The organism is Lentzea fradiae (assembly GCF_900100955.1).
Lineage (GTDB): Bacteria > Actinomycetota > Actinomycetes > Mycobacteriales > Pseudonocardiaceae > Lentzea > Lentzea fradiae.
In genome coordinates this window covers 184,894-209,374 of sequence record NZ_FNCC01000013.1, presented here as the reverse complement: position 1 = coordinate 209,374, position 24,481 = coordinate 184,894, and the positions used below count along the sequence as shown (strand labels likewise).

The window sequence follows — 24,481 nt, the reverse complement described above, 5'->3', positions numbered from 1 at the left end:
TCCACTTTTTTCGCATCCCGGAACCATGCCGACGCTCTTCAGGTCACGCGGGGGCCCTACGTTTCCTTCTGGGCAACGTGGGGCCCCCGCGTGGCGGAAGAAAGCCGGGAAAGTTCGGGAGCGCGCGTCACTTTTCGGGCGCGAGCCCCTCTACCTGGGGTGGGGACGACCGGAGCGAGGGCCCGGTCGTCCCCCTTCACCGGTTCAGATCCCGCTCGCCGTTCCCCGCGGGACGTTCACCGGAATGCGCGCAGGTTTTTGTTGCCTGTCTCCACAAAGTTACGGAACGATGTCGACCGCTTGACACCCGCGCCTCGCCAGTCGAGTGTGAGAGCGCTCTCACCAAGGTTAGCTGCGCCACACCGGCGTCGTCGAGGAGGACGGAACGGATGAGCAGAAGGCTGGTCGGCAGCGTGGCTGCGACCCTCGTGATGGTTCTGGCCGCCGGCTGCGGCGGAAGTTCCGAGGCCGACGGCAAGATCGAGCTGTCCCTGGGCCTCTTCTCCGACTTCGGGTACGACAAGCTCATCGAGGAGTACATGGCCTCGCACTCGAACATCAAGATCGAGCAGCGCAAGGTCAAGATGGAGCAGCACAACACGCAGCTCGCGACCCAGCTCGCGGGTGGTCGTGGTGCCGCGGACATCGTCGCCCTCGAGGAGGGCGTGATCTCCCAGTTCCGCGCCTCCAAGGACAAGTTCGTGAACCTCGCCGAGTACGGGGCGAAGGACCTCAAGGACCAGTGGGCCGAGTGGAAGTGGAACCAGGGCACCGCCGACGGCGGTGAGTTCGTGCTCGGCCTCGGCACCGACATGGGCAGCCTCGGCCTCTGCTACCGCCGCGACCTGTTCGAGGCCGCCGGCCTGCCGACGGACCGCACCGAGGTCGCGAAGCTGTGGCCGACCTGGGAGGACTACGCCAAGGTCGCCGACCAGTTCACCGCCAAGACGCCGAACGTGAAGTTCGTCGACACCGGCCGCAACGTCTACAAGGCGATCCTCGACCAGACCGAGGAGGGCTACTTCTCGGCGAAGGACGACTCCTACATCGCGGAGTCGAACGCCAAGGTCAAGACGGCCTTCGAGACCGCGGCGGCCATCGGCGCCAAGCAGCAGACCGGTGCGCTCGAACCGTTCAGCCAGGACTGGAACGTCGCGCTGAAGCAGGGCTCGTTCGCCACCACCACCTGCCCGGCCTGGGCGCTCGCGCTGATCAAGGCGGGTGCCGGTGACGCGGCGGCCGGGAAGTGGGACGTGACGACCGCGCCCGGTGGCGGCGGCAACTGGGGTGGCTCGTTCCTCGCGGTCCCGAAGCAGGGCAAGCACCCCAAGGAGGCGTACGAGCTGGCCAAGTGGCTGACCGCCCCCGAGCAGCAGAAGCGGATCTTCAAGGAGACCGGCAACCTGCCCAGCCAGCCGAAGGTCTACCAGGACGCCGAGGTCCAGGCCACGGTCAACGACTACTTCAACAACGCTCCCGTCGGCCAGATCTTCGCGACCTCCGCGGAGTCGCTGAAGCCGACCTACCGCGGCACGAAGGACTCGAAGGTCGGACCCGTGTTCGGCACCGCGCTCACCCGTGTCGAGCAGGGCAAGCAGTCGGCGGCTGACGCGTGGACGCAGGCGCTGAAGGAAGCACAGGACGCCGCCAAGTGACGGTGACGCGTCAGGAGACCGAGACGGCTTCGGCCGTCTCGGTCTCGTCTTCCAAGGAACCGAAGCGCTTCAAGCTGAGCCACTGGGACGCCAAGTACACGCCGTACCTGGTCATCGCCCCATTCTTCCTGGTGTTCGGGATCTTCGGGCTCTACCCGCTCGTGTACACGGCGTGGGTGTCGCTGCACGACTGGCAGCTCATCGACGGCGACCAGGGTTTCGTCGGCCTCGAGAACTACGTGCGGCTGTTCGGTGACGCCAACTTCTGGAACGCGCTGTTCAACACGCTCAGCCTGTTCGTGCTCTCGACGGTGCCGCAGCTGCTCGCGGCGCTCGGGCTCGCCGCGCTGCTCGACCGGGGCCTGCGCGGCAGCGCCTTCTGGCGGGCCGGTGTGCTGCTGCCCAACGTCATCTCGGTCGCCGCGGTGGCGCTGGTGTTCGCGCAGTTCTTCGGCCGCGACTTCGGCATCGTGAACTTCCTGCTCGGCTTCGTCGGCGTCGACCCGATCGACTGGCGCGCCGAGACGTGGGCCTCGCACCTCGCGGTGTCCACGATGGTCATGTGGCGCTGGACCGGTTACAACGCGCTGCTGTACCTGGCGGCCATGCAGTCGGTGCCCAAGGACATGTACGAGTCGGCCACTTTGGACGGTGCGTCGCGCTGGCGCATGTTCTGGTCGATCACCGTGCCGTCGATCCGCCCGACGATCCTCTTCACCGTCGTCACCTCGACGATCGGCGGCCTGCAGCTGTTCGCCGAGCCCGCGCTGTTCGACCCCGGGTTCGCCGCGAACAACTCGACGGGCGGCTCCGACCGGCAGTTCCAGACGCTGGTGCTCTACATGTACGAGAAGGGCTTCCGGTTGTTCGACGCCGGGTACGCGGCCACCGTCGCGTGGATGCTGTTCGTGGTCGTCCTGCTGGTCGCGATCGTCAACTTCACGCTGACGCGGCGCATCGCGGGCAAGGAGTGATCGCATGAAGAACGCGAAGGCAGGACCGCTGCTCTACGGGTTCCTGGTCGCCGTGCTCGCCGCGTCGATCTTCCCGCTGTACTACTCGTTCATCGTGGCGTCGAAGGACAACTCCGTCCTCGGCGAGAAGACGCCGCCGCTGGTCCCCGGCGGCAACCTGGTCGAGAACATCACCCGCGTCTTCGACACCGTCGACTTCTGGCTCGCCATGCAGAACTCGTTCATCGTGGCGTCGAGCGTGGCGATCTCCAACGTCGTGCTGGGCACGCTGGCCGGGTTCGCGTTCGCGCGGCTGCGGTTCAAGGGCCGCGACACGCTGTTCCTCGTCGTGCTGGGCACCGCGATGGTGCCGACGCAGCTCGGCGTGATCCCGCTGTACATGCTGATGTCGGACCTCGACTGGTACGGCACCCTGCAGGCGGTCATCGTGCCGGTGCTGATCGGCTCGTTCGCGGTGTTCTGGATGCGCCAGGCGTGCGAGGAGACCGTGCCGTACGAGCTGATCGAGGCGGCGCGCGTCGACGGGTGCTCGGTGCTGCGGACGTTCTGGCACGTCGGGTTCCCGGCGGTGCGCCCGCAGGCGGCGGTGCTGGGCATGTTCACGTTCATGACCGCGTGGAACGACTTCTTCTGGCCGCTGATCGTGCTGGACCCCAACGACAGCCCGACGGTCCAGGTCGCGCTCTCGACGCTGGCCAGCGGCTACTACACCGACTACTCGCTGATGCTCGCCGGCGCCTCCATCGCGGTGCTGCCGGTGATCGCGATCTTCGTCCTGCTGTCCCGCCAGATCGTGGGCGGCATCATGCAGGGCGCCGTGAAGGGATGAGGATGACGACCGACTCGGACGTCGAGGTCGGACGGGAGGTGCTGACCTTCCCGCCGGACTTCCTCTGGGGCGCGGCCACCGCGGCGTTCCAGATCGAGGGTTCGACCACTGTGGACGGACGTGGCGCCTCGATCTGGGACACGTTCGCCGCGACACCCGGCAAGGTCCTGGCGGGCGACACCGGTGACCCCGCGTGCGACCACTACACCAGGTACGCCTCCGACGTCGAGCTGATGTCCTCGCTCGGCCTGGCGGCGTACCGGTTCTCGGTCGCGTGGCCCCGGATCCAGCCCACCGGCAGCGGCCCGGTGGAGGAGCGCGGGCTCGCGTTCTACGACCGGCTCGTGGACTCGTTGCTGGAGAAGGACATCCAGCCGATGGTCACCCTCTACCACTGGGACCTGCCGCAGGTCCTGGAGGACTTCGGCGGCTGGCGCAACCGCGACACGGCGTACCGCTTCGCCGAGTACGCCACGATCGTGCAAGACCGGCTGGGCGACCGGGTGCAGGCGTGGACCACGCTGAACGAGCCGTGGGTGTCGGCGTTCCTGGGCTACGGCAACGGCATCCACGCCCCCGGCATCGCCGACCCGGTGGCGTCGCTGGAGGCGGCGCACCACCTGCTGCTGGCCCACGGCCTTGCCACGCAGGCGTTGCGCGCGCAGGCCCCCGAGTCGCACCGGCTGTCGATCGTGCTGAACTTCAGCACGATCCTGGGCGACGACGCCGAAGCGGTCCGCAAGGTCGACGGCCTGCAGAACCGCATCCTGCTCGACCCGGTGTGCGGCCGCGGCTACCCGATCGACGTCCTGCAGGACACGTCGTGGCTGGGCGACTGGACGAACGTGGTGCGCGACGGCGACATGGAGACCATCGCGACCCCGGTCGACTGGATCGGCGTCAACTACTACAGCCCGACCCGCGTCGCTCCCGCCGACCCGGACCACGTGCCCGCCGGTCCGCACGCCGGGCTGCGCGGCGTGACGCTGGAGCCGCCGCAGGGCGAGGTGACCGGGTTCGGCTGGGAGCAGAACGCGGGCGCGTTCACCGAGCTGCTGGTCCGGCTGTCCCGCGACACCGGCGACATCCCGCTGGTGGTCACGGAGAACGGGTCCGCGTTCCCCGACACGGTCGACGAGATGGGCCGCGTCACCGACACCGAGCGGACGAGGTACCTGCTGGACCACGTCCGTGCGGTCCACCAGGCGATCGAGCAGGGCGCCGACGTGCGCGGCTACCTCGCGTGGTCGCTGCTCGACAACTTCGAGTGGGCGGCCGGGTACTCGCAGCGGTTCGGGATCGTGCACGTCGACTTCGAGACGCAGCGGCGCACGGTGAAGGAGAGTGCGGTCGCGCTGTCCCGGATCATCAGCCAGAACGGCCTGCCCGCGCAGGGCTACACCCTCTGATCGAGGATCCGGCGCTCCCACCCCCTCGTGGGTGGGAGCGCTCTCTGCTGTGGTGGTCACACCGCGCAGGACCGGTCTCACGGCGAGTGATGTTCTCCGTGCCGTGCTTCCGAGCGTTTTACCCGTGGTTCGCGTCGCGGCAACAACGCCCGTGAACCCTGGACGCCATGACCTCGACCTGGCGCATGCGCTTCGAACTCAGCGACAGCCCCGGCGCGCTTGCACGCGTCACGGTCCGGCTGGCCGCGGCCGACTGCAACGTCCTCGCGTTGCAGGTGATCCCCGTTCCCGGCGGTGTGCTCGACGAGATCGTCGTGCGCGCGGGAGAAGGGGTGCTGCCCGCCGACCTCGTCGAGGCGGTCCGCAGCGAAGGCGCCAAGTGCGTCGGGATCACCAGCGCCGACGTGCGCGACCTGGTGGACGAGCCGACCGCCGCGTTGCGCGCGGCGAAGATGGCGCTGGCCGACCCGGAGCGGACCGCGGAGGCGCTGCGCCAGGTGCTGTCCGCCGACGCGGTCACGCACGGCACGGCGGAGGAGGGCCAGGCCCAGTTCGGCGACCTGGTGGCCCGGCGCGGCTGGTCCAGGTTCACCCAGGTCGAGCTGACCCGCGCGCAGGCGCTGCTGGACATCGTGGACGCACCGGCGCCGGCGTTGCGGGGCGCGCTGAGCGACGACGGCGTGGCCTTCGTCCTGCGTCCCGGCACCGGGTCCGACGAGGACGCCGTCGCGGGCCTGCACTCCCGCTGTTCCATGAGGACGTTGTTCAACCGCTACCACTCCGGCATGCGCACCCTGCCCCGCCGCTGGCTGCACCGCCTGCTCAACCCGCCGCGCGGCACGACCGTCCTCGCCCAGTGCGCGGACCAGGTCGTGGCGCTCGGCCAGCTCATCCAGACCGGCACACCGGACTGCGCCGAGATCTCGCTGCTGGTGGAGGACGCCTGGCAGCGCCGCGGCGTCGGCACGGCCCTGCTCGGCGCGCTGGCCTCCGACGCCAGGGCCGCCGGCTACACCGAGCTCGTCGCGTGGTGCCTGCCGTCCGAGTCGGCGCTGATCCACACCGCCGCCCGCGCGGGCCTCGAAGCCACGACACGCCGGGAGGACGGACTGCTCCGCGTTTCCATCGCGCCTCGCGGGCGTGCGCTGAAGGCCCGCGAGGCAGCGGCGGTGCCCGAAAAAACACGGTGAACAGCGCGGAGACACTCCTCGGAGATCGCTTGCGGCTAAGCTGCTTGGCGGATCAAAGGTTTTCATCGAGGAGTGGTGCCCGTGTCCATCCACGCGCGTCCGACGTTGGAAGACGTTGCCGCGAGGGCTGGGGTGTCCCGCGCCACGGCGTCACGAGTGCTGAACGCGTCCCCGCGCGTCAGTCCCGAAGCGCTGGAGGCGGTCAACGCGGCCGTGCTGGCACTGGGCTACCAGCCGAACCGCGCCGCACGGGCACTGGTCACCCGCCGCACCGGAGCCGTGGCCGCGGTGTTCTCCGAGCCGGAACCCAAGATCTTCGACGACCCGCACTTCGCCCGGCTGATCCGCGCGGGCGCGCGGGCGCTGGCCGACGTCGACGTGCAGATGGTCCTGATGCTGGTGCACTCGCCCGACGACCAGGCCCGTGCCCACCGGTTCCTCGCCGGGGGCCACGTGGACGGTGCGCTGGTGTTCGCGCCGCACAAGAACGACCAGCTCGTGTCCGTGGTGAAGAAGCTGCCGTTGCCGGTGGTGTACGCGGGCAAGCCTTGGGGTTCGTTGCGCGGGATGCACCTCGTCGACAACGACAACGAGGGTGGCGCGGTACTTGCCACCGAACATCTGAAATCGCTTGGGCGCAAGAAGATCGTGCACGTTTCCGGGCCGGTGGACGAGTTGTCCGCTCTTGACCGGTTGAACGGCTTCCGGTCGGCGCTCGGGTTGGACGATCGGGCTGTGGCTCGGTTGACCGAGGACGGAGGGTTCACCCGGGAGGGTGGACGTAAGGCCATGGCCGCGTTGTTGGGGCGGGTGCCTCAGCTGGACGCCGTGTTCGTGGCTTCCGACCTGATGGCCGCTGGGGCGTTGGAGACGCTGCACGAGGCTGGCCGGCGGGTTCCCGAGGATGTCGCCGTGGTCGGGTTCGACGATCATGTGTCCATTGCCGAGCACACCTCGCCGCCGTTGACGTCCGTCCGGCAGGACTCCGATGAGCAGGTCAAGCACATGGTCGGGCATCTGATGAAGCTGCTCCGGGACGAGACCGTGAAGTCCAAGAAGGAGATGCTGCCGACTGTGCTGGTTCGGCGCGAGTCCGCCTGACCGGTTGGGGGGGCGTCGCCCACCTTTTCCGAGGGCTCCCGGCACTCCCGAAGGAGCCACCACCGCGCCTCGCCGTGCTCGGGACCGCTCGCTGCGCCATCGCTCGGCGTGCTGCCGCTAGCGGCCGTTTTCCTGGTTCTTGCACGTGGGTGGTGGCAGGGGGTTCAGGGGGCTGCACGACCAGCCTGACGGCTGGGCGCTCGTCGTCGGCGGTGGGGGTGCGGTTTCCGGGGGTGGGGCCGCCGGGTTCGGCTCTGCCGGGGGTGGGGTGGTTGTCGCCCGCGGGGCCGGTGGCCGGGGGTCCGGGGCGTTGACAGGGCTGTTCTCGGTGGTGCTGGCGGGGGTGGGGCTTTCCGCCGGGAGCGGCGGGGTGCTGTACGTGGAGCTGGTCCAGGTGGAGGCCGGGGGGCCGCTCTGCGGTTCGTCGGTGTTCGCGTTGTGGATGAGCATGCCCACCAGCACACCTAGCAGTGCGGACCCGAACACGGCGGAACCACCTGCTGCCCACAGTGCGCGCACAGCAGTCCTCCTCACTTGCTCTTCGGGGTGAAGTCGGGTGGGTCCTGTTCCCGGTTGGACACGGCGGTGCGATGTCGTGGGGAACGGGCGCCGTTTGCCTTATCGGTTGCCGGGGCGCGGTGGTTGAGTGGGTGTCGTCATCGGACTGTGATGTTCGGGGGTGCTCCGCCGGGGGTGGGAAGGGGTGCTACCAGCGCGGTTGTGGGTAGGAGTGCCACGGTGGAGCGTCACCCGTGCGAGTGAACCTGGCGGAGGGTTGGGCGGGTGGCGGGCCCTAACAACTCCGTAAGCTCTTTCCGGGTCTGTTTGGGTCAGTATTTTCGGTATGAGTCGTCGTCGATTCCTGATTCCCGTCTCAGTTTTCCTCGTGGTCGCGTTGGGGGTCGGGTTGTACCTCTTCCAGCCCTGGCGGCTGCTCACGGTTCGCGAAACGCACGAGGCGCTGCTGGTGCCGCCGGTCAGCAGCAGTCAGGTGGTGCCTTCGTTGACTCCCGAGTCAGTTTCGTCCAGTGCTCCGCCGGTCGTCGAGGAAACGCCTCGGGAGGTGGCGACTGGGGAGTGGCGGTCGCTTGAGCACACGACCACGGGTAAGGCGAGTTTGGTCAGGTTGCCGGGTGGCGCGCATTCGGTCCAGTTCGCCGCGTTGAACACCAGTGATGGGCCTGACCTGTACGTTTACCTCTCGCCGCACCCGTCCGGCTCGTCGGAGAAAACGTTCGGGCAGGGGTTCACGAGCCTTGGCAAGCTGAAGGGCAACCGGGGTGACCAGGTCTACGAGATTCCCGCGGAAGTCGACGTCTCGACCATTCGGAGCGTCGTGATCTGGTGCAAGAGGTTCTCCGCGGGCTTCGCCGTAGCGCCGTTGGAACAAGCGTGAAACATGCCGCGAAAAGTGCTCTTTTCGCTCTATTGACATTCCTGGTCTAGACCAAATATCGTTTGGGGACACAACATCACATCGTCCCTGGCCGATGGGCGTGCGGAAGCCCCGTCGGCGAGGAGCACCGGCTCACCAGGTGGGCCTTTCGACGGCGGTGGTGCGGCTCTGCTCTCCCTGGAGCCGCCTCACCGCCGTCGGCGTTCTACTGTGGGTCGTGCACTCCCGGACCGTGGCGATCCACTACGTGCGGGCCGCGCTGCGCGCCTGCGAGGAGCCGTCCGTCGTGCTGCGGGGCGCGGGCATCCCCGCCAGCCTGCTCGACGACGACCGGGCGCGGGTCACTCCCGCGCAGTACACGAAGTTCATCCAGACGCTCTGGGAAGTCCTCGACGACGAGTTCATGGGCTTCGGGCCCCGGCCGTCCAAACGCGGCACGTTCGCGATGATGTGCCTGCTGGCCGTGCACTGCCCGGACCTGGAGTCGGCGCTGCGGCGCGGCCTCGCGTTCTACTCGCTGTTCGACCAGCCGCTGTCGCTGGCGCTCGACGGGGGGCGCTTCACGCTCGACATCCCCGGCGACCCCGACCACTTCCTGACCGAGTCGCTGCTCGTGCTGTGGCACCGGTTCTCGTCGTGGCTGATCGGCCGCCGGATTCCGTTGAGGAGTGCCGAGCTCGGCTATCCCGAGCCCGCCCACGCCGCCGAGTACCACCTGATCTTCGGCTGTCCGCTGCGGTTCGGCGCGCCCGCCACGTCCATCTCGTTCGACGAGAAGTTCCTGCGCATGCCGGTCGTGCAGGACGAGGCGGCGTTGAAGCGCTTCCTGCGGCACTCGCCGGCGGAGCTGCTGTCGCGCCGCGACCACGGGGCGGACACGGCCGGGCACGTGCGGCGGCTGCTCGGGCGCGGGGTGACGGGGCTGGAGGCCGTGGCGGCCGCGCTGGGGGTGTCCGCGCCGACGTTGCGGCGCAGGCTGGCCGCGGAGGGGACGTCGTTCCGCGAGGTGCGGGAGCAGCTGCTGCGCGACCAGGCGGTGGCGTCACTGGTGCGCGGAGGCGAGTCGGTGGAGGAGCTGGCGCTGCGCCTCGGGTTCTCCGAGGCGAGCGCCTTCCACCGGGCCTTCAAGCGGTGGACCGGGTCCTCACCCGGCTCCTACCGCGCCTAGAACCTGTCGCGCTCCCGCAGCGAGGCGGGAGGACGGAACCGCTCGCCGTAGGTGTCGGCGAGGTAGTCGGCCCGCTCCACGAACGCCTGCACGCCGTAGGAGTTGATGAACTGCAGCGTGCCGCCGGTCCACGGCGCGAAGCCGAACCCGAAGATCGAGCCGATGTTCGCGTCCGCCACGGACGTGAGCACACCCTCGTCCAGGCAGCGCACCGTCTCCAGCGCCTGCACGAACAGCAGCCGGTCGCGAACGTCCTGTTCGGACACTCCCGCGTCCGCCTTGGCGTAGCGGGTGGTGAGCTCCGGCCAGAGGAACTTCTTGCCGCCCTCCGGGTACTCGTAGAAGCCCGCGCCGGACGACTTCCCGCTGCGGCCCAGCGACACCAGCTCGCGGATGAGGTCGTACGCCGGGCTCTCCGACACGAGAGTCGGGTCGTCGGCGAGCGTCTGGTCGTGGATCTTCAGCTGGAGCGTCAGCGTCACCTCGTCGGAGACGGCCAGCGGCCCGACGGCCATGCCCGCCTTCTTGGCGACGTTCTCGATGAACGCCGGGGCGACGCCCTCGGCCAGCATCGTGATCGCCTCGATGACGTACGTGCCGAACGTCCGCGAGGTGTAGAAGCCGCGCGAGTCGTTGACGACGATCGGGGTCTTCCCGATCTGCCGCACGTAGTCGAGCGCGCGCTGGAGCGTCTCCTCGGACGTCTTCTCGCCGCGGATGATCTCCACGAGCCGCATCTTCGGCACCGGCGAGAAGAAGTGCAGGCCGATGAACCGCTCCGGCGCCGTCACCGCGGACGCGAGACCGGTGATCGGCAGCGTCGAGGTGTTCGACGCGATCACCGCGTCGGGCAGCGCGTTCGCCTCGGCGGCGGGCAGCACCTTGTTCTTCAGCTCGCGGTTCTCGAAGACGGCCTCGATGACGAGGTCGCAGCCCGCCAGGTCGTCGTCGGAGTCGGTCGGCGTGATGCCTTCCAGGCCCTGTGCGCCCTTCTGCGCCGCCTCCAGCGTCACGTCCTTCAGGACCACCTCGATGCCCGCCTTCGCGGACACCTCGGCGATTCCGGCGCCCATCATGCCCGCGCCGAGCACGCCGAGCTTCGCCACGCGCTTGCCGGAGGCCGACGCGCGGCCGTTGACCTCGTTGAGGTTGAACCAGAACGCCGTGATCATGTTCTTGGAGACCTGACCGGAGGCCAGCTCCACGAAGTAGCGGCCCTCGATCTTCAGCGCCGTGTCGAAGTCGACGTACGCGCCCTCGACGGCCGCCGCCATGATCTTCTTCGGTGCCGGGTACGCGCCGTGCGTCTTCTTGCTCAGCACGGCGGGGGCGGCGGCGAGGAGGCCGTAGCTGTTGGTGTCGCCGAACTTCAGGTCCGGCACGCCCGCGCCCTGCACGTCCCACGGCTGGGTCGCGGACGGGTTCGCCTTGATCCACGCGCGGGCCTCGGAGAGCAGCTCCTCGGGCGTGTTGACGAGCTGGTCGACGATCCCGGCCTGGAGAGCGCGCTCCGGGCGGAGCTGCTTGCCCTCCATGAGCAACGGCAACGCCTTCTGCACGCCGAGCAGCCGCACCATGCGCGTGACGCCACCGCCGCCGGGCAGCAGGCCGAGCGTCGCCTCCGGCAGGCCGACGCGGATCTTGTTGTCGTTCAACACGATCCGGCGGTGCGCGGCCAGCGCGATCTCGAAGCCGCCGCCGAGCGCGGTGCCGTTGATGGCGGCCACGACCGGCTTGCCGAGCTTCTCCAGGCGCCGCAGCTGGGCCTTGAGCTCCTCGACGCCTTCCAGCGCCTGCGAGGCGGTCTCGGGCGTGATCGCGATCAGCACGTTCAGGTCGCCACCGGCGAAGAACGTCTTCTTGGCGGACGTGATGATCACACCGGTGATGTCGTCGGCCTCGAGCTTGCCGACGGCGTCGCCCATCAGCTCGCGGTACTCGTCGTTCATCACGTTGGCGGAGCCGGACATGTCCATCGTCAGCGTGACGACGCCGTCCGCGTCCTTGTCGTAGTGGAACGTGCCAGGAGAGTTCGACACTGTCCTCAGACCCTCTCGATGATCGTCGCGATGCCCATGCCGCCGCCCACGCACAACGTGGCGAGGCCGCGCCGCAGGTCCCGGCGCTCCAGCTCGTCGAGCAGGGTGCCGAGGATCATGCAGCCGGTGGCGCCGAGGGGGTGGCCCAGCGCGATGGCGCCGCCGTTGACGTTGACCTTCTCCTCGGGGACGTCCATGTCCTTCAGGAACTTCAGCACGACCGACGAGAACGCTTCGTTGACCTCGAACAGGTCGATGTCCTCGACCGAGAGGCCCGCCTTGTCGAGCGCCTTGCGGGCCGACGGCGCCGGGCCGGTGAGCATGATCGTCGGTTCGGTGCCGACGACCGCGACGGACACGATCCGGGCGCGCGGCGTCAGTCCCAGCGCCTTCCCGGCCGCGGCGGAGCCGATCAGCATGGCCGCGGCGCCGTCGACGATCTGCGACGAGTTGCCGGGCGTGTGGACGTGGCTGATGCGCTCGACGGTGGGGTAGCGGTCGATCGCGACGGTGTCGTAGCCGAGGTCGCCGTGGAACTGGAAGCTGGGCTTGAGCCTGCCGAGCGACTCGACGGTGGACTCGGGACGGATCGTCTCGTCCTCCTTGAGCACCACCGTGCCGTTCTGGTCGACGACCGGCACGACCGAGCGCTCGAACCAGCCGTTCTTCTGCGCCTCGAACGCGCGGGCGTGCGACCGGGCGGCCCACGCGTCGACGTCCGTGCGCGAGTGGCCCTCCAGCGTCGCGATCAGGTCGGCCGACACGCCCTGCGGCACGAACGACAGGTCGAAGTTGGTCGTGGGGTCGATCGCCCACGCGCCGCCGTCGGAGCCCATCGGCACGCGCGACATCGACTCGACGCCACCGGCGACCACCAGGTCCTCGAAACCGGACGCGACCTTGGCCGCGGCGAGGTTCACCGACTCCAGGCCGGAGGCGCAGAACCGGTTGAGCTGCACGCCGGCGGGACGCTGGTCCCACCCGGCGGCCAGGACGGCCGTGCGGGCGATGTCGCCGCCCTGCTCGCCGAGCGGCGACACGACGCCGAACACGACGTCGTCCACCGCGGAGGTGTCGAGGGAGTTGCGTTCGGACAGCGCGCGCAGCACACCGGCGGCCAGCTCCACGGGCCGGACGCTGTGCAGCGACCCGCGCTTGCCCTTGCCGCGCGGCGTGCGCACCGCGTCGAAGATCAAGGCTTCGCTCATGACGTCCACGCTAGGCCCGCCCCGGCGAGCTGGCCATGACCGTGCGGGGTGACCGATTAGCTCACCCGTCGCTCCGGAGACCGGGAGGATGGGCTCGTCCGAGCGGCCGGAGTGGGAATTTCGCTCAGATTTTCGGGGGACGGCGACGCGTGCCGGTCATGGCGTGGATCACCTCGCGGTGGTTTCGTGGACCTCATGGCAGAGCGTCGATCGCGGTGGATGGACAGCGACCTGGACCAGTTGCGCCAGTTGGCGCGCACGTTCTTCGAGAAGGAGGTCACGCCGCACGCCGAACGCTTCGCCGAGCAGAAGCAGGTCGACCGCGAGCTGTGGCGCAAGGCCGGTGAGCTGGGCCTGCTGTGCCTGAGCATCCCCGAGGAGTACGGCGGTGGCGGCGGCACGTTCGCGCACGAGGCCGTGCTGCTGGAAGAGCAGGCGCGTGCGGGCGACAGCTCATGGGGCAACAGCGTGCACAGCGGCATCGTCGCCCACTACCTCAACTCTTACGGCACCGAGGAGCAGAAGCGGCGCTGGCTGCCCAAGCTCGCGTCCGGCGAGTACGTCGGCGCCATCGCGATGACCGAGCCCGGCGCGGGCTCCGACCTCCAGGGCATCCGGACCAGGGCCGTCAAGGACGGTGACGAGTACGTCATCAGCGGCTCGAAGACGTTCATCACCAACGGCGCGCTCGCGGACCTCGTCATCGTCGCTGCCAAGACCGACCCGGCGCAGGGCGCCACCGGCATCTCGCTGCTCGTCGTGGACAACGACATCCGCCGCGGCCGCGTGCTCGACAAGGTCGGCATGAAGGGGCAGGACACCGCCGAGCTGTTCTTCGACGACGTCCGGGTGCCCGCCGCGAACCTCCTCGGCGGCCAGGAGGGCCTCGGGTTCGTCCAGCTCATGCAGCAGCTGCCGCAGGAACGCCTGATCATCGGCGTCGCCAGCATCGCGGGCATCGAGGCGGCCGTGGACGTGACGCTGAGGTACGTGAAGGAGCGCCAGGCGTTCGGCAAGGAGCTGATCAAGTTCCAGAACACCAGGTTCAAGCTCGCCGAGTGCGCCACCGAGGCGGCCGTGACCAGGGCGTTCATCGACGAGTGCATTGAGAAGCACCTGCGCGGCGAGCTGGACGTGCCGACCGCGGCGATGGCGAAGTGGTGGGCCAGCGACCGGCTGAGCAGGGTCGTCGACGAGTGCGTGCAGCTCTTCGGCGGCTACGGCTACATGACCGAGTACCCGATCGCACGTGCCTGGTCCGACGCCCGCGTGCAGCGGATCTACGGCGGCACGAACGAGATCATGAAGGAAATCATCGCGAGGTCCCTGTGAGCGGCCCCCTGGAAGGTCTCCGCGTGGTCGAGCTCGCGGGTCTCGCGCCCGCGCCGTTCGGCTGCATGGTGCTCGCCGACCTGGGCGCGGACGTCGTCCAGGTGCACAAGCCGGGAAGCCGGCCGATGATCCCGGGCGACTTCCTCGGCCGCAACCGGCGCTCGATCGCCATCGACACCCGCACGCCGCAGGGCGCCGAGCTGGTGCTGAAGCTCGTCGAGCGGTCGGACGTGCTGGTGGAGGGCTTCCGGCCGGGTGTCACCGAACGGCTGGGCATCGGACCGGCGCAGTGCCTCGCCCGCAACCCGCGCCTCATCTACGGGCGCATGACCGGCTGGGGCCAGGACGGGCCGCTCGCCGACCGCGCAGGGCACGACATCAACTACATCGCCGTCGCGGGCGCCCTCGAACCCCTCGGCCGCGCGGGCGGGCCACCGTCGTTCCCGATCAACCTGCTGGGCGACTTCGGCGGCGGCGGGCTGCTGCTGGCCCTCGGCGTGCTCGCGGCGCTGTACGAACGGGAGCGCTCCGGGCGTGGCCAGGTGGTCGACGCGGCGATGGTCGACGGGGTCGCGTTGCTGACGACGTTCCTGCACGGGATGCGGTCCGCGGGCCTGTGGCGGGGCGGGCGCGGCGAGAACATGCTCGACGGGGGAGTGCCGTTCTACGACGTCTACGAGGCCGCGGACGGGCGGTTCGTGGCCGTGGGCGCGTTGGAGCAGAAGTTCTACGCCGACCTCGTGCGTGTGCTGGACCTCGCGGACGCGCCGTCGCGCGACGACCCGGCGAACTGGCCTGAGCTGCGGGAACGCATCGCGGCGGCGGTGAAGACGAAGACCAGGGACGAGTGGGCGGACCTCGCGCGGGGCACGGACGCGTGCCTGGCGCCGGTGCTGAGCCCCGACGAGGCGGCGAATCACCCGTACAACACGGCACGCAACACTTTCGTGGACGTCGCGGGTGCGCGGCACCCGGCGCCGGCGCCCCGTTTCGACCGCACGCCGACGGCCGTCCCGAGCCCTCCCGCCGAGGCGGGGGCGAACACCGCGGAAGTGCTCGCCGGGATCGGTGTGCCGGACGCCGAAATTATGGAACTGCGTCGATCCGGAGTAATTGGATGAATGTTCGGGTGCGCATTAAATTGCGCCACGACGACGTGACGGAGCGTGATGCCTGGCCTTCGGCAATCGGGTGAGGCTCAGTGCATCAGTTCGTGTCCAAGCTGTGGGATGCGAGGGAGTCCGTGTTCACCTCGTGCCCAGGACATCGGCGCTGGATGTGGCCCTCTTTATACGCCATTCGAGTGACATTGGGTGCGATGCAGGCGTGCGTCGCTGCCGGATCGTGTGGCGTGTCGGACGTGGTCGTTGTTCATCGCAAGGGTGAATGGTGGACCATGTCGGGTGACACGGCGGTCCGCCGCCTCAGCTGAGAGCGACATGGACGGAGAGGTACCTGTGAACCTCAAGAAGGTGCTAGTGCTGGCGGTCGTCGCGCTGGTGCTGTTCCTCCTGATCACCCGGCCCGAGGAGTCCGCCGGCGCGGTCCAGACGGTGCTGGGCTGGCTGCGGGACGGCGCGGAGTCGATCATCACCTTCGTCAGGAGCCTCTTCGGGACGGCGACGCCGATCAACCAGTGACGCTCCGTGATCTTCGGCCGTTCGCGTTGAGCCGGACGGGTGGAATGCGGCCAATCACGCACTGGTAACGGGTGTTCTGGCGATTCAGGGTCTGGCGATTGTCAGACCTACCGAATACCTTCCGCTGCAATGGCCGATCCCCGACCGACGAGGAGGCATGGATGGTCGAGGACTCCGGGGTCCACGAGCTCTTGAAGCAGTGGGCGGCTGAACGGTCTGACGACGCAGAGATGCAGGAGGTGAACCGGATCAAGAACGCGTGGCTCGCCGAGGCTCCCCCCTCGGCGCCGGGCATTCCCGTGCAGCGGGGTGCTTCCAGGAGCGGGTCGCGCGGCTTGGTCAAGGTCGACTCGGCGGATCCGGCCTACGTGGCCGCGATGCGCAAGAGGGCGCCGGAGGCACCCGAGGCGTTGCTCGCCGCCGCAGCGAGCTACTGGCAGCTCGTCGGTGACGTCAGCGAGGCCGAGCAGTGGTGGGACGCGGGCATCAGCCCGCTGGACCAGCGCGCGCTCGACTACCGCGCTGCCGGCCTGACGCCCGCCGACCTCGGACGGCGCCTGGGACCGATGACGGTTCTCCAGCACCTCCGCCGTGGCTCCGCCGCGGCCTGGTGCGTCGCACGTCTGCAGAGGCAGCGCCGGGACGGCGTGGCATAAAAGAGGACGGGGCCTCCCGACCGGGGCCCCGTGTTCGCTGGTACCCCGCTCACCTGTGGTCGATCGGGGTGGCGGTACCCAAGTAGTGTGGAGGTCGTGCGCGGCCTCCTTACCCCCAAACGCCTGCTGATCGCGTTCGCCTGTCTGGTGGCGCTGGTCGTGTGCTGGGGTCTCGCGTACTGGCAGTGGCAGCGTTTCGAGTCCGCCAGCGGCACGTTCCAGAACCTCGGGTACGTGCTCCAGTGGCCGCTCTTCGGCCTCTTCCCCATCTTCATGGTGTGGCGCTTCCGCCGGTTGGCGACCCAGAACCGTGACGAGGCTCTCGCATCGGAGCCGGTTGCGGACGCGCCCGAGCCGGTGGCTACCGTTGACGCCGTCAAACCCGCGCCTGTCGAGCACCTCGACGACGACGAAGACGCGGAGCTCGCGGCCTACAACCGCATGCTCGCGGACCTCAACGCGCGGGACGGTCGTTGAGCGCGGAGGCGGGCAGATGAAGGGTGCGTTGACCCGGTTCAGGGTCATGGCTTACGTGGTCGGAGTCTTCCTCCTGCTCCTGTGCGTGGCGATGGTGTTCAAGTACGCCGCCGACATGGGCGGCGCCATGAAGGTCGTCGGCCCGATCCACGGCTTCCTCTACGCCGTGTACCTGGTGATCGCCGTCGACCTGGCGCTGAAGCTGCGCTGGTCCATCAAGGGCACGGTCCTGGTGCTGCTCGCCGGCACGATCCCGTTCGTGTCGTTCTACGCGGAGCGCAAAGTGGTCGAGAAGACCGCGCAGGGCGTGCCGCTGTGACGTTTGGCCTGCTAGCGTCTGGGGCTGACAACTGAACACGGCCGTCGATGTCGCGCGGGAGAGTCCCGCCGGTCCCGGATCCCCGGGCCGCCGCGGGCGCCGAAGGAGCAACTCCTCCCCGGAATCTCTCAGGTACCCCTACCGCACGACGAAGGCAACTCTGGAAAGCAGGCCCATCGGCCTCGCCCACGGTGCAAACCACTGCGGTGGTGAAGCTCTCAGGCTCATGACAGAGGGGGAGGCTCGCTCTAGGGAGGAGTCTCCGATGGACCGTGTCATTCTTCTGTTGCCTCAGCCGGCGCCGCCCGGCTCTTCGGCGCACCCACAAGGAGCGTTCTGATGTCCCGCCTCACGCCTCTGAACGCCGAGCACGAGCAGCTCGGCGCGATGTTCACCGACTTCGCGGGCTGGCGGATGCCGCTGCGCTACTCGAGCGAGCTCGCGGAGCACCACGCGGTGCGCAAGTCCGCGGGCCTGTTCGACCTCACGCACATGGGTGAGATCGTCCTGACCGGACCGCAGGCGGGCGCGGCGCTCGACTACGCGCTGGTCGGGCACCTCTCCGCGCTGGCGGTCGGCAAAGCCCGCTACACGATGATCACGCAGGCCGACGGCGGCGTGCTCGACGACCTGATCGTCTACCGGCTGGGCGACGAGGAGTTCATGGTCGTCGCCAACGCCTCCAACGCGACCGTCGTCGCCGAGGCACTCGTGGAACGCGCCGCCGGGTTCGACACCGTCGTGACGGACAGGTCGACCGAGTACGCGCTGATCGCGATCCAGGGCCCGAAGTCGGTCGAGATCCTGTCCGGTCTCACCGAGACCGACCTGGCGGCGGTCAAGTACTACGCCTCCTACCCCTCGACCGTCGCCGGTGTCGACGTTCTGCTGGCGCGCACCGGTTACACCGGCGAGGAGGGCTTCGAGCTGTTCGTCGCGCCCGCCGACGCCTCCGCCGTCTGGGCCGCGCTGCTCTCCGCGGGCGAGGAGCACGACCTCAAGCCGTGCGGCCTCGGCTGCCGCGACACGTTGCGCCTCGAAGCCGGGATGCCGTTGTACGGCAACGAGCTGACGACGGCCCTGACGCCGTACAACGCGAACCTCGGCCGCGTCGTGAAGCTCGACAAGGAAGGCGACTTCGTCGGCCGCGAGGCACTGGCGAAGGTCGCCGAGTCCGGTGTGGACTCGGTCCTCGTCGGACTGAAGACTCCCGAGCGCCGCGCCCCGCGGCACGGCTACGCGGTGCTGAACGGCGACGAGGTCGTGGGCGAGGTGACGTCGGGCGCGCTGTCCCCGACCCTCGGCTACTCCGTCGCCATGGCCTACGTGTCCCGCGCGAACTCCGAGCCGGGCACCTCACTGCTGGTGGACGTCCGCGGCAAGAAGCAGCCGGTCGAGGTCGTCGCACTTCCGTTCTACAAGCGCGCCAAGTAGGGAGATCTTCCAGATGTCCGAGCAGTTCAACGCCTCCCTCGCGGAGTACGACCCCGAGGTCGCCGAGGCCGTTGCCGCCGAGCTGGCGCGCCAGCAGGGCACCCTCGAGATGATCGCCTCGGAGAACTTCACGCCCGTCTCCGTGCTGCAGGCCCAGGGCTCGGTGCTGACGAACAAGTACGCGGAGGGCTACCCCGGCCGCCGCTACTACGGCGGCTGCGAGCACGTCGACGTCGTGGAGCGCCTGGCGATCGAGCGCATCAAGTCGCTCTTCGGCGCGGGCTTCGCGAACGTCCAGCCGCACTCCGGCGCCCAGGCCAACGCGGCCGCGATGTTCGCCCTGCTCCAGCCCGGCGACACGATCCTCGGCCTCGACCTCGCGCACGGCGGCCACCTGACGCACGGCATGCGCATCAACTTCTCCGGCAAGCTCTACAACGTCGTGCCGTACCACGTCTCCGACACCGACGGGCGCGTGGACATGGCCGAGGTCGAGCGGCTGGCTGCCGAGCACCGGCCGCGGTTGATCGTGGCAGGGTGGTCGGCTTACCCGCGTCAGCTGGACTTCGCGGAGTTCCGGCGGATCGCCGACTCGGTCGATGCTTACCTGATGGTCGACATGGCGCACTTCGCCGGTCTTGTGGCTGCTGGGTTGCACCCGTCGCCTGTGCCGCACGCGCATGTCACGACCACCACCACGCACAAGACCCTGGGCGGGCCTCGTGGCGGTGTGATCCTGTCCAACGAGGCGGACATCGCCAAGAAGATCAACTCTGCCGTGTTCCCCGGGCAGCAGGGTGGTCCTCTCGAGCACGTGATCGCGGCCAAGGCCGTGGCGTTCAAGCACGCCGCTTCTCCTGAGTTCGCCGACCGGCAGCGGCGGACGTTGGAAGGGGCCCGGATTCTGGCGGAGCGGTTGTCCCAGGCGGATGTTGCCGAGGCCGGGGTGAAGGTGCTGACCGGGGGGACCGATGTCCACCTGGTGCTGGTGGACCTGGTCTCGTCCGAGCTCGACGGGAAGCAGGCAGAGGACGTCCTGCACCGGATCGGGATCACCGTCAACCGCAACGCTGTTCCCAATGACCCCCGGCCTCCGATGGTGACCTCCGGGTTGCGGATCGGGACGCCCGCGTTGGCCACCCGCGGGTTCGGGGAGGCCGACTTCGTCGAGGTCGCTGATGTCATCGCCGAGGCTTTGAAGCCCGGGGCGGCTGTTGAGGAGTTGCGGGCTCGGGTGGAGGTTCTGGCCGCCAAGCACCCGCTGTACTCGACGTTGTGAGGACACCGCCGCTTCGCGGATGATCTTGCCGGACCCCCTGGGCAGCGTTTGGGCTCAGGGGGTCTTCCGTTCGGGGGGACGCCTGTGGTCGCTTGCGTGCCTGTGGCTTCTTGAGGGCTCTGCCATTGAGCCCCAAAGGGGGCCGGCCAGCGCTTCGGGCGGGTAGATGGCACGCCTGGTGCTTTGCGCGGGGTGCTGTTGCGTTGGGCAGTGGTCACTTCCGCGCCGAAACGTCGCAGGGCGCCACCGAAGCGGTGGCGCCCTGCGACGTGGTGTGAAACCGAAGCGAACGGGTGAACGACGCGAACCCCGGCCCCTTCCCCAGGGCCGGGGTTGCACGTCAGGGTGTTGTCTGTCTCAGATGGACCGTCCTAAAGGAAGTGTGTGTGGGGGTCAGGCAGCGGGGGCCGTGACGCCGGGGGGCAGGCACTCCACGTTGCGCTTGCCGTCGGGCTGGATCACGTACCAGGTTCCGCCCACGCCCTGGCCCTTCCAGGCGCCCGGCTTCGGGTCCTGGGAGTAGGCGTAGAGGGGCCAGCCGTCGATCGCGACCTGCTTCTTGCCGTCGGCGCGGGTGATCAGGGAGACCAGGCTCGCGTTGATGCCTTCGACCTGCGGGATCGTGTCGGAGAGCAGCGGCGGCCACGTCTCGGCGCACTGGCCGTTGCAGTTCGACTTGCCTTCCGGCTTCGGGGTGTCCTTGTCGAAGCGGTACATCGTGCGGCCGTCGCCGTCCTGGACGACGAGGCCCATCTGGTCCACTGCCTTGCCGACCAGCTTCAGGGAGCTGACCGGGGCTGCGGCCGGGGGTTGCGCGGCCGGGGGTTGCTGCGCTGCAGGGACTTCCGGTGCCTGCTGCTGGACCGGGGTCTCGGGCAGCTGGGCGGGTTCCTGGAGTACCGGGGGCTGACCCACGTCGCCGTAGTCACCGAGGACGCCCAGGTCGGTTTCGGTCTGTGCCACCGGCTTGGAGCTCGTGCCACCGCTCGTGGCGCTCCAGACACCCAGACCCAGCACAACTGCCAGTCCCGCGGCGAGCCCGATGGCAATGCGGTTACGTCGGATCACACTCATGTCCTCCTTGTCCATCCGTTCGCTCTATCCAGGCCATACGGGCGGGGTTGCTTCTCGGTTCAGAAACGCGCTCAACCTCTTGGCGTCTCGAACGTCCGGCGCGGGCGGGATGGCCGGAGGAGTGGGGTGGTCGCCGCTGGTCAGGTTGTGAAGAAGGGGCACTGGGTCGTTCAGGGCCGATCGAAAAAATCTGGTGGTGCATTCGCCGGTGAAGGATGTTGTGGTGTGCGGAGGGGAAGTTCCCGCGCGGCTACGCCGAGTGGCGCCGTGTCGCGCGCCCGCGCGGGTTAGTGTTGGGTTGTGGGCAACGACATCTCCTTCCCGCGCCAGCACGCGCGCACCCAGCGGTTCACCGTCGGCGCACCGAGGACTTTCTCGGTGTCGGCGGACGGGGCACGTGTCTTCTTCCTGCGTCCCGCCACGGCCACGAGCCGGGCGAACGGGCTTTGGGAGCTGAACACGGCCACCGGCGTCGAGAGGCTGCTCGCCGATCCGGCGACGCTGCTGACCGATCCGGAGGACTTGCCGGCCGAGGAGAAGGCGCGGCGTGAACGCACGCGGGAGTCCGGCGCGGGGATCGTGAGCTACGCCCTGTCCGCGGACGCGAACGTGGCGTCGTTCGCGTTGTCCGGGCGGTTGTTCGTGGCCGACCTGGTGGGCGGTGAGGTTCGTGAGCTGCCGACTCGCGGCGGTGTCATCGACCCGCGTGTCGACCCGACGGGTCAGCGAGTGGCTTACGTCACGCACGGCACGCTGCGGGTGGTCGAGCTGGGCTCGGGCGAGGACTACGCCGTGGCCGAGCCCGACGGTGAGGACGTGACGTTCGGTCTCGCCGAGTTCATCGCGGCCGAGGAGATGTCGCGCTACCGCGGCTACTGGTGGGAGCCGAACGGCAAGCGCATCATCGCCGCGCGCGTGAACAACGCGCCGGTGCAGCGCTGGTACATCGCCGACCCGGCGAACCCCGGCACGGCCGCCACCGAGATCGCATACCCGGCGGCGGGCACGACGAACGCCACGGTGTCGCTGCACGTGGTGTCGTTGGACAGCACGTTCGTGCCGGTGCTGCTGGAGTTCGACTACCTGAACAACGTGCACTGGTCGGCCGGTGGGGCGCCGTTGATCACGACGCAGACCCGCGACCAGCGGACCCGCACGATCTACTCGCTGGCCCCCGAGACCGGTGTGGCGTCCGAGCTCGCCGTCGAGACCGACCCGGCGTGGCTCGAGGTCACCGACGGGGCTCCGGCGTGGACCCCGGACGGCCGCCTGGTGCGGATCGTGGGGGAGGGCGACGAGTACGCGTTGCGCGTCGGCGACGAGGTGCTCACCAGCGGTCTGCAGGTGCGGCGCGTGCTCGACATCGCCGCGGACTCGATCCTGGTCGCCGCGTCGGAGGACGACCCGACGCAGACGCACGTCTACTCGGTCGGCGACAAGGTCGAAAAGCTGTCCACTGAGGACGGTGTGCACTCCGCTGTCCGGGGCGGTGACACGGTTGTGCTGCTTTCGGCCACTGTGGACAGTTTCGGCACGAAGGTCTCCGTCGGCGACCACGTGATCGAGTCGTACGCGGAGACGCCGATGCTCAAGGCGTCGCCGCGGCTGCTGACGCTCGGCGAACGCGAGTTGCGGGCCGCGCTGCTGCTGCCGTCCGACCACGTGCCGGGCACCAAGCTGCCGGTGCTGATGGACCCGTACGGCGGCCCGCACGCGCAGCGCGTCGTGTCGGCCCAGAACATCTACCTGACGTCGCAGTGGCTGGCCGACCAGGGCTTCGCGGTGCTGGTCGTGGACGGACGCGGCACGCCGGGGCGTGGTCTCGCGTGGGAGCGCGCCATCGCGTTCGACTTCGCCGGCGCCACCCTGGAGGACCAGGTCGACGCCCTGCGAGCGGCCGCCGCCGTCGAACCCGACCTGGACCTGGGCAGGGTCGCGATCCGCGGCTGGTCCTACGGCGGCTACCTGGCGGCGCTGGCCGTGCTGCGCCGCCCGGACGTCTTCCACGCGGGCATCGCGGGGGCGCCGGTCACCGACTGGCGTCTTTACGACACCCACTACACCGAGCGCTACCTGGGACACCCGGACGAGAAGCCCGAGGTCTACGACTCGAACTCGCTGATCGGCGACGCGGACAAGCTGTCCAAGCCGCTGATGATCATCCACGGCCTGGCCGACGACAACGTGGTGGCCGCGCACAGCCTGCGCCTGTCCAGCGCGCTGCTCGCGGCGGGACGGCCGCACACCCTGCTGCCGCTCTCCGGCGTCACGCACATGACGCCGCAGGAGCAGGTAGCCGAGAACCTGCTGCTCCTGCAGGTCGACTTCCTGAAGCAGGCGCTCGCCTGATGGTGGTACCGACGGGTCCTGGCTGTTCCGTCGAACGTGGAACATGCTGGGACCCGTGGAAAGCAACGATCTGGCGGACTTCCTCCGCCGCCGTCGCGCCCTGCTCCAGCCGGGCGACGTGGGCCTTCCGCCCGGAGGGCGGCGCCGCACGCCCGGGTTACGGCGGTTCGAGGTCTCCTGCCTCGCCGGGATGTCGCCGGACTACTACGCGCGGCTCGAACAGGGACGCGGCCCGCAACCGTCGATCGCGCTGCTCACGGCGCTGGCCCGCGCGCTGCGGCTGACGCCCGACGAGCGCGACCACCTGTTCCGCCTCGCGGGCCACCACGCCCCGCCCTGCCTCGGTGGTGACGAGCACGTCAGCAGGGGACTTCTCCGGTTGCTCGACGGGGTGCGCGGTCTGCCCGCGTTGATCGCCACCGATCTGAACGTCGTGCTGGTCCAGAACGCGGTGGCGGACGCGCTGCTGGGGGAGCAGACGCGGTTCCGCGGTCTTGCCCGGAGCTGCACCTACCGGTGGTTCACCGACCCGGCGATGCGCGCACGGCATCCCGCCGAGGACCACGAGCACGAGAGCCGCGCCCAGGTGGACGACCTGCGGGCGACCCTCGCGCTGCGTCCGGCCGATCCGATGGCGAAGCGGCTGGTCAGGGCGTTGCACGCCGAGAGCGCGGAGTTCGCCGGGTTATGGGAACGGCATGACGTCGCCGTCCGTCGCAGCGATCGCAAGCGGGTCCTGCACCCCGCGGTCGGGGTGGTCGAGCTCGACTTCGACGTTCTCGCGACGGCCCGGCGGGACCAGCGCCTGATCGTCTTCTCACCGGTGCCCGGTAGCGCCGCCGTCTCTCAGCTCGAACTGCTGGCCGTGCTCGGCCAGGAGAGTTTCAGCTCGTTCCCGCACGTATGAAAGAAGGACCATGCGCTTCCCCCGATGTGCCGCCGCGTTCTGCCT

21 protein-coding genes and 2 riboswitches are annotated in these 24,481 nt (G+C 69.2%); of the genes, 18 read left to right on the top strand and 3 right to left on the bottom strand.

Annotated features, from left to right (window positions below):
- Positions 1 to 389 precede the first annotated feature (389 nt).
- The 8 genes from BLT23_RS29430 (at position 390) to BLT23_RS29390 (ending at position 9,722) form a co-directional block, all read left to right on the top strand.
- Positions 390 to 1,655, top strand: coding sequence for an ABC transporter substrate-binding protein (locus BLT23_RS29430; protein ID WP_090054740.1), 1,266 nt, complete (start codon positions 390 to 392; stop codon positions 1,653 to 1,655).
- A gap of 74 nt (positions 1,656 to 1,729) precedes the next feature.
- On the top strand, positions 1,730 to 2,629 hold the full coding sequence (locus BLT23_RS29425; protein WP_245744317.1) for a carbohydrate ABC transporter permease: 900 nt from the start codon (positions 1,730 to 1,732) through the stop codon (positions 2,627 to 2,629).
- Between the two features lie 4 nt (positions 2,630 to 2,633).
- Positions 2,634 to 3,458, top strand: coding sequence for a carbohydrate ABC transporter permease (locus tag BLT23_RS29420; RefSeq protein WP_090054737.1), 825 nt, complete (start codon positions 2,634 to 2,636; stop codon positions 3,456 to 3,458).
- A 2-nt stretch (positions 3,459 to 3,460) separates the two neighbouring features.
- A complete protein-coding gene (locus tag BLT23_RS29415; RefSeq protein WP_090054735.1) occupies positions 3,461 to 4,867 on the top strand; it encodes a GH1 family beta-glucosidase in 1,407 nt (468 codons plus the stop codon).
- Between the two features lie 167 nt (positions 4,868 to 5,034).
- Complete coding sequence (locus BLT23_RS29410; protein WP_090054732.1) at positions 5,035 to 6,057, top strand: GNAT family N-acetyltransferase; 1,023 nt, start codon at positions 5,035 to 5,037, stop codon at positions 6,055 to 6,057.
- A 72-nt stretch (positions 6,058 to 6,129) separates the two neighbouring features.
- Positions 6,130 to 7,158: a LacI family DNA-binding transcriptional regulator gene (locus tag BLT23_RS29405; RefSeq protein WP_090054730.1), complete on the top strand. Its 1,029-nt coding sequence runs from the start codon at positions 6,130 to 6,132 to the stop codon at positions 7,156 to 7,158.
- Positions 7,159 to 8,002: 844 nt separating this feature from the next.
- Entirely contained in the window at positions 8,003 to 8,554 is a 552-nt protein-coding gene (locus BLT23_RS29395; protein WP_090054724.1) for a DM13 domain-containing protein, read from the top strand.
- Between the two features lie 217 nt (positions 8,555 to 8,771).
- On the top strand, positions 8,772 to 9,722 hold the full coding sequence (locus BLT23_RS29390) for an AraC family transcriptional regulator (RefSeq protein WP_090054851.1): 951 nt from the start codon (positions 8,772 to 8,774) through the stop codon (positions 9,720 to 9,722).
- Here the strand turns inward: BLT23_RS29390 and BLT23_RS29385 are convergent.
- Together BLT23_RS29385 and BLT23_RS29380 are read right to left on the bottom strand one after the other, a co-directional pair.
- Complete coding sequence (locus BLT23_RS29385; RefSeq protein WP_281248917.1) at positions 9,719 to 11,761, bottom strand: 3-hydroxyacyl-CoA dehydrogenase NAD-binding domain-containing protein; 2,043 nt, start codon at positions 11,759 to 11,761, stop codon at positions 9,719 to 9,721. The genes BLT23_RS29390 and BLT23_RS29385 overlap by 4 nt on opposite strands.
- Before the next feature lie 5 nt (positions 11,762 to 11,766).
- Complete coding sequence (locus BLT23_RS29380; protein WP_090054720.1) at positions 11,767 to 12,969, bottom strand: acetyl-CoA C-acetyltransferase; 1,203 nt, start codon at positions 12,967 to 12,969, stop codon at positions 11,767 to 11,769.
- Between the two features lie 195 nt (positions 12,970 to 13,164).
- On the opposite strand from BLT23_RS29380, the gene BLT23_RS29375 reads away from it, so the two are divergent.
- From BLT23_RS29375 to glyA, 8 genes are all read left to right on the top strand, one after another.
- The gene (locus BLT23_RS29375) at positions 13,165 to 14,301 is read left to right on the top strand and encodes an acyl-CoA dehydrogenase family protein (protein WP_090054849.1); all 1,137 of its coding nucleotides are present in this window, start codon (positions 13,165 to 13,167) and stop codon (positions 14,299 to 14,301) included.
- Entirely contained in the window at positions 14,298 to 15,422 is a 1,125-nt protein-coding gene (locus tag BLT23_RS29370) for a CaiB/BaiF CoA transferase family protein (protein ID WP_090054717.1), read from the top strand. Before BLT23_RS29375 ends, BLT23_RS29370 begins: the two co-directional genes overlap by 4 nt.
- A gap of 336 nt (positions 15,423 to 15,758) precedes the next feature.
- Complete coding sequence (locus BLT23_RS29365; protein ID WP_425434421.1) at positions 15,759 to 15,941, top strand: hypothetical protein; 183 nt, start codon at positions 15,759 to 15,761, stop codon at positions 15,939 to 15,941.
- A 161-nt stretch (positions 15,942 to 16,102) separates the two neighbouring features.
- Positions 16,103 to 16,597, top strand: coding sequence for a transcriptional regulator (locus BLT23_RS29360; protein ID WP_090054712.1), 495 nt, complete (start codon positions 16,103 to 16,105; stop codon positions 16,595 to 16,597).
- 87 nt (positions 16,598 to 16,684) lie between these two features.
- Positions 16,685 to 17,074: a hypothetical protein gene (locus BLT23_RS29355; RefSeq protein WP_176946971.1), complete on the top strand. Its 390-nt coding sequence runs from the start codon at positions 16,685 to 16,687 to the stop codon at positions 17,072 to 17,074.
- A gap of 16 nt (positions 17,075 to 17,090) precedes the next feature.
- Complete coding sequence (locus BLT23_RS29350) at positions 17,091 to 17,393, top strand: DUF3817 domain-containing protein (protein WP_090054709.1); 303 nt, start codon at positions 17,091 to 17,093, stop codon at positions 17,391 to 17,393.
- 45 nt (positions 17,394 to 17,438) lie between these two features.
- Positions 17,439 to 17,547: riboswitch (glycine riboswitch) on the top strand.
- 1 nt (position 17,548) lies between these two features.
- Positions 17,549 to 17,633: riboswitch (glycine riboswitch) on the top strand.
- A gap of 99 nt (positions 17,634 to 17,732) precedes the next feature.
- On the top strand, positions 17,733 to 18,827 hold the full coding sequence (gcvT, locus tag BLT23_RS29345; RefSeq protein WP_090054706.1) for a glycine cleavage system aminomethyltransferase GcvT: 1,095 nt from the start codon (positions 17,733 to 17,735) through the stop codon (positions 18,825 to 18,827).
- A gap of 13 nt (positions 18,828 to 18,840) precedes the next feature.
- Entirely contained in the window at positions 18,841 to 20,106 is a 1,266-nt protein-coding gene (glyA, locus tag BLT23_RS29340; protein ID WP_090054703.1) for a serine hydroxymethyltransferase, read from the top strand.
- Positions 20,107 to 20,499: 393 nt separating this feature from the next.
- Here the strand turns inward: glyA and BLT23_RS29335 are convergent, their stop codons facing one another.
- Entirely contained in the window at positions 20,500 to 21,180 is a 681-nt protein-coding gene (locus BLT23_RS29335; RefSeq protein ID WP_245744299.1) for a COG4315 family predicted lipoprotein, read from the bottom strand.
- 300 nt (positions 21,181 to 21,480) lie between these two features.
- Here BLT23_RS29335 and BLT23_RS29330 point away from each other — a divergent pair, with 300 nt between their 5' ends.
- Positions 21,481 to 23,529 (top strand): S9 family peptidase, encoded by a 2,049-nt coding sequence (locus BLT23_RS29330; protein WP_090054700.1) that lies wholly within the window; start codon positions 21,481 to 21,483, stop codon positions 23,527 to 23,529.
- A 55-nt stretch (positions 23,530 to 23,584) separates the two neighbouring features.
- Positions 23,585 to 24,436 (top strand): MmyB family transcriptional regulator, encoded by an 852-nt coding sequence (locus BLT23_RS29325; RefSeq protein ID WP_090054841.1) that lies wholly within the window; start codon positions 23,585 to 23,587, stop codon positions 24,434 to 24,436.
- The last annotated feature ends 45 nt before the right edge of the window (positions 24,437 to 24,481 follow it).

What these genes read in the sequence shown, in the direction of transcription:
- BLT23_RS29430 (WP_090054740.1), top strand. Translation starts at nt 390, where the DNA reads ATGAGCAGAAGGCTGGTCGGCAGCGTGGCTGCGACCCTCGTGATGGTT.
- BLT23_RS29420 (WP_090054737.1), top strand. Translation starts at nt 2,634, where the DNA reads ATGAAGAACGCGAAGGCAGGACCGCTGCTCTACGGGTTCCTGGTCGCC.
- BLT23_RS29415 (WP_090054735.1), top strand. Translation starts at nt 3,461, where the DNA reads ATGACGACCGACTCGGACGTCGAGGTCGGACGGGAGGTGCTGACCTTC.
- BLT23_RS29410 (WP_090054732.1), top strand. Translation starts at nt 5,035, where the DNA reads ATGACCTCGACCTGGCGCATGCGCTTCGAACTCAGCGACAGCCCCGGC.
- BLT23_RS29395 (WP_090054724.1), top strand. Translation starts at nt 8,003, where the DNA reads ATGAGTCGTCGTCGATTCCTGATTCCCGTCTCAGTTTTCCTCGTGGTC.
- BLT23_RS29380 (WP_090054720.1), bottom strand. Translation starts at nt 12,969, where the DNA reads ATGAGCGAAGCCTTGATCTTCGACGCGGTGCGCACGCCGCGCGGCAAG.
- BLT23_RS29375 (WP_090054849.1), top strand. Translation starts at nt 13,165, where the DNA reads ATGGCAGAGCGTCGATCGCGGTGGATGGACAGCGACCTGGACCAGTTG.
- BLT23_RS29360 (WP_090054712.1), top strand. Translation starts at nt 16,103, where the DNA reads ATGGTCGAGGACTCCGGGGTCCACGAGCTCTTGAAGCAGTGGGCGGCT.
- BLT23_RS29350 (WP_090054709.1), top strand. Translation starts at nt 17,091, where the DNA reads ATGAAGGGTGCGTTGACCCGGTTCAGGGTCATGGCTTACGTGGTCGGA.
- gcvT (WP_090054706.1), top strand. Translation starts at nt 17,733, where the DNA reads ATGTCCCGCCTCACGCCTCTGAACGCCGAGCACGAGCAGCTCGGCGCG.
- glyA (WP_090054703.1), top strand. Translation starts at nt 18,841, where the DNA reads ATGTCCGAGCAGTTCAACGCCTCCCTCGCGGAGTACGACCCCGAGGTC.
- BLT23_RS29335 (WP_245744299.1), bottom strand. Translation starts at nt 21,180, where the DNA reads ATGAGTGTGATCCGACGTAACCGCATTGCCATCGGGCTCGCCGCGGGA.